This window comes from Pseudoalteromonas sp. SG44-8, from assembly GCF_014164125.1.
Classification (GTDB): domain Bacteria; phylum Pseudomonadota; class Gammaproteobacteria; order Enterobacterales; family Alteromonadaceae; genus Pseudoalteromonas; species Pseudoalteromonas rhizosphaerae.
On sequence record NZ_JACJEQ010000064.1, the window covers coordinates 1 to 3,430 of the forward strand.

Below are 3,430 nucleotides of genomic sequence, written 5' to 3' on the forward strand. Positions count from 1 at the left end.
TTACCCATTGATGAGATATCACGATCACCAGCCCAAATTTCAGCTTGAGTAACGTGGCTAAGGTTCATCATTAAGCCACCTTTATCAGAGGTGGTACCAATTGTTAAATCAGCTGAATATTGACGACCATCGTTATATTTTAAGTTTTCACCACCATAAACTGAAAGCTCTGCACCTTCAAAGTCTTTACGTGTGATGATATTAACAACACCGGCTATCGCATCTGAACCATAAATTGCTGATGCGCCATCTTTAACAACTTCAACACGCTCAATTGATGACGCTGGAATGGTATTTAAATCAACCGTAGAACCTAATGAAGAAACCCAACGTTTACCATTTACTAATACTAATAAACGCTCTGCACCTAGGTTGCGTAAATCCATGTTAGTGGCACCGGTACCACCATTATTGAATGCAGTATTTAAAGCGGCACCTGCTGCTGGAATTTGCTGTAGGATATTACCAATGCTGATCTGGCCACTTGCTTCAAGATCAGCACGGTCTAGAACAAGCACAGGGCTTGCGCTTTCTAAATCAGTTCGTTTAATACGTGAACCAGTTACCTGAATACGTTCAACTTTTTCTACACCTTCTTCTGCAGCAAATGAGCTTGCTGAAAAAGCAGCTGTTGATGCTGCACCAAAAGCGATCGCTAAGCGAACTGCCTTTGAAACTTTATTATTTAACATTTGATTCTCCCTGGTCATATTAATATATGATTTTATTAGTTTTAATTACTCATAAAAAAGCTAATAAGTATCCATAAAAGATACTAAGTACCTAATTGAGCAAATGGATAGTAATATCAGGTACAGCCAAAGGTCAACACTTATTTAACTTTAAATCCATCAACTTTACAGTTAAGGAACAAAAAAGCACAACTAATAAACAATATAAGCAACTGTTTTTTATTGATTATTAATTTTATATTTACATTTATCGAAAAGACTAATACAAATAAATTAACAAGTAATACATTCAATAATTGAATCAAAACCCTTAATTCTTTAATTTTATTAGTTAAGACGATTTCTGTATGAAGGGAATAAAATGAGTTAGCGGCAAATTGACGGAGATTTTTCAAAAGGTAGTTTTGTAACAGTGTTTGAAGACCATACCTAATCATTCAATAATTTAAGACAGAATTTTGCTACATGTTATATGACTCCGTTTAATATTTTTTCAAATACTGAAAGGTAAAAACTTAGTTGAAAATCAGACATAACTATTAAAAGGCGTTATACATGTAATAGCATCATAAACTAGTAATTATACATTGGTTATTAACAGTTCTACTTAGCTTTTTTCAGTATTGAATAAAATATAACAATAATTAACGAATTTAAAAAAGTTAACCAAGTTTAATATCGATAAGTTCTTCTTAATGTAAACTTACCATTTATTTATACTACTTCAATTAAAATAATTTTTAGTCAATTAAATACAAGCCGAAAACTACCATATTTTCGTTATAATACTAATTAATTATCGCTGCTTAAATTTAGGTAAGTTCCCGACCTGCTTTAATAAAAAAATAAAAACCAAAAGATGCCTTAAATATAAGGCTAAATTACATTAAACCAACCAGTAATAGAATATCTTGGATACTTTGCGAAAGGTGTTACGTAACTTACTGAATGTGGTAAATTTACATCAAATAAACTAAGAGTATTATTTTTCGGAAAAAACGTATCAACCATCCCCCCTTCAGCATTAAAAAAGTGTAGTAAACCACCCCAATCAGGATGCCAGTTTGGTGTAAAACCAAATACATAGGCAATAGCTCTACCTTCACTAGGTAGCACATCATTATGCCTTGTTAAAAAATTACCTGATATATAGCGTGTTACTTGTACACTTGCACTAATTACATTTTCATTACCAGTGATCTGTCGAATAAAATTAAGGCAAACATCTGAATTCAGATAATTAAAAAGAGCTTTATATAAAGAAAACTCTGTATTTTTATTGATATTATGTCGCCCATAAAAAAAGCCAATTCCATTTGAAGCATCTTTATAGATTGTCCTTTGGAGTTCTCTTTTTTCTTCTGTAGTCATACTCCCTAATTCACGATCTGAAGATTGAATATATTTACCATCTATAGCAAAAGCATTTAGAAAATTCGTCTTATTTTCGATCGCTTCGTGCAAAAGTGATGCACTTTCATCTGTCCATACGTCTGAGAGCATGACCCTTTTATTTTTCATATACTCTTCTTGTATACTCTCCAGCTTTTCACTTATATTTTTTAACTCAACCATTTTTACCTCATAAAAAAAAGCCACTCTAGAGTGGCTTTAAATTAAATTAAATTATTAATAATGCATTAAAATTTAATAGTTGCTCGTAAATATACAAAGCGATCCATATTTACATCATACTCAGTAACTGAGAAGTTGTTTGTAGAGATAGCTATATCGTTATTGCTATATTCTGGTGATGGTTCTTTAGCGAATAAATTCTCAATACCTAGTGTTAACTTAGTATTATAAGCATCTAATGCGTAGCCTACTGAAACATCATGTACAAAGTAAGAACCGATCTCCGCTGCCATACCTGGGTAGTTTTCAGCACCATATAAAACATCGTAATAGTTCTGTAAACGATCTACATAACGAGTTTGCCAATGAGCGTCAAAATCACCCATCGACCAATCAACTGCAAATGTACCTTTATATTCAGGGTAACCAGCATCACCATACTGAATCCCAACTTGATCTTCACCATCAAATTCATTCGTCATCACATATGACAAGTCTAGTGACGTTTTAAAGCTACCGTATTCAGTATCAAATTTATAGGCTGTAAAGAAGTCAATACCTTCTACGTTGTATGAACCTGAATTTTGTAGGAAGTTACGTAAATCAACAACATTACCGTTTGCATCGCGATCAATATAATCACAAGACTGAGCATTATCACCTGTTGAACATTCATTCAGAAGTCTTGAAGCACCATAACGACCGATTGAGTTTGTAACTTCAATATCATAATAATCGATTGTGAATTCTAAACCATCAACATAACTTGGGTTATAAACAATACCAAATGTTTTTGATTCTGACTCTTCCGGCTTAAGATCTGGCGATGATACATTTGTAATACGAATTTGAGTATTTGCTTGTGCATAACCATCTGGTACACCAGCACAACCTGGAAGGTTAGGAACTGCACCCTCAACTGAATTACATGGATCTGTTAGTGTTGGATATGAATCAGCATTACCTGCATATAAATCCGAAATTGAAGGAGCTCTATAACCTTCAGCCCATGTACCACGAAGTAAAATGTCGTCGATTGGACGGTATTCTACACCCACTTTAGCAGTAGAGTTGCTACCATATGCACTGTGATCTGAGAATCGAATTGCTGGTGAAATAGTTAAGCCTTCAATAACAGGAATTGATAGCTCAACATATGCCTC

Annotated in this window: 3 protein-coding genes; all 3 read right to left on the minus strand. The window is 33.5% G+C overall.

Annotated elements, in window-relative coordinates; all coding sequences use genetic code 11:
- Window positions 1-692 (minus strand): TonB-dependent siderophore receptor (locus H5163_RS20920; protein ID WP_182735882.1); only part of this gene is annotated, 692 nt, incomplete at its 3' end.
- Between the two features lie 876 nt (window positions 693-1,568).
- On the minus strand, window positions 1,569-2,267 hold the full coding sequence (locus H5163_RS20925; protein ID WP_182735883.1) for a 2OG-Fe(II) oxygenase family protein: 699 nt from the start codon (window positions 2,265-2,267) through the stop codon (window positions 1,569-1,571).
- 65 nt (window positions 2,268-2,332) lie between these two features.
- On the minus strand, window positions 2,333-3,430 hold a 1,098-nt coding region (locus H5163_RS20930; RefSeq protein ID WP_182735884.1), incomplete at its 5' end, for a TonB-dependent receptor domain-containing protein.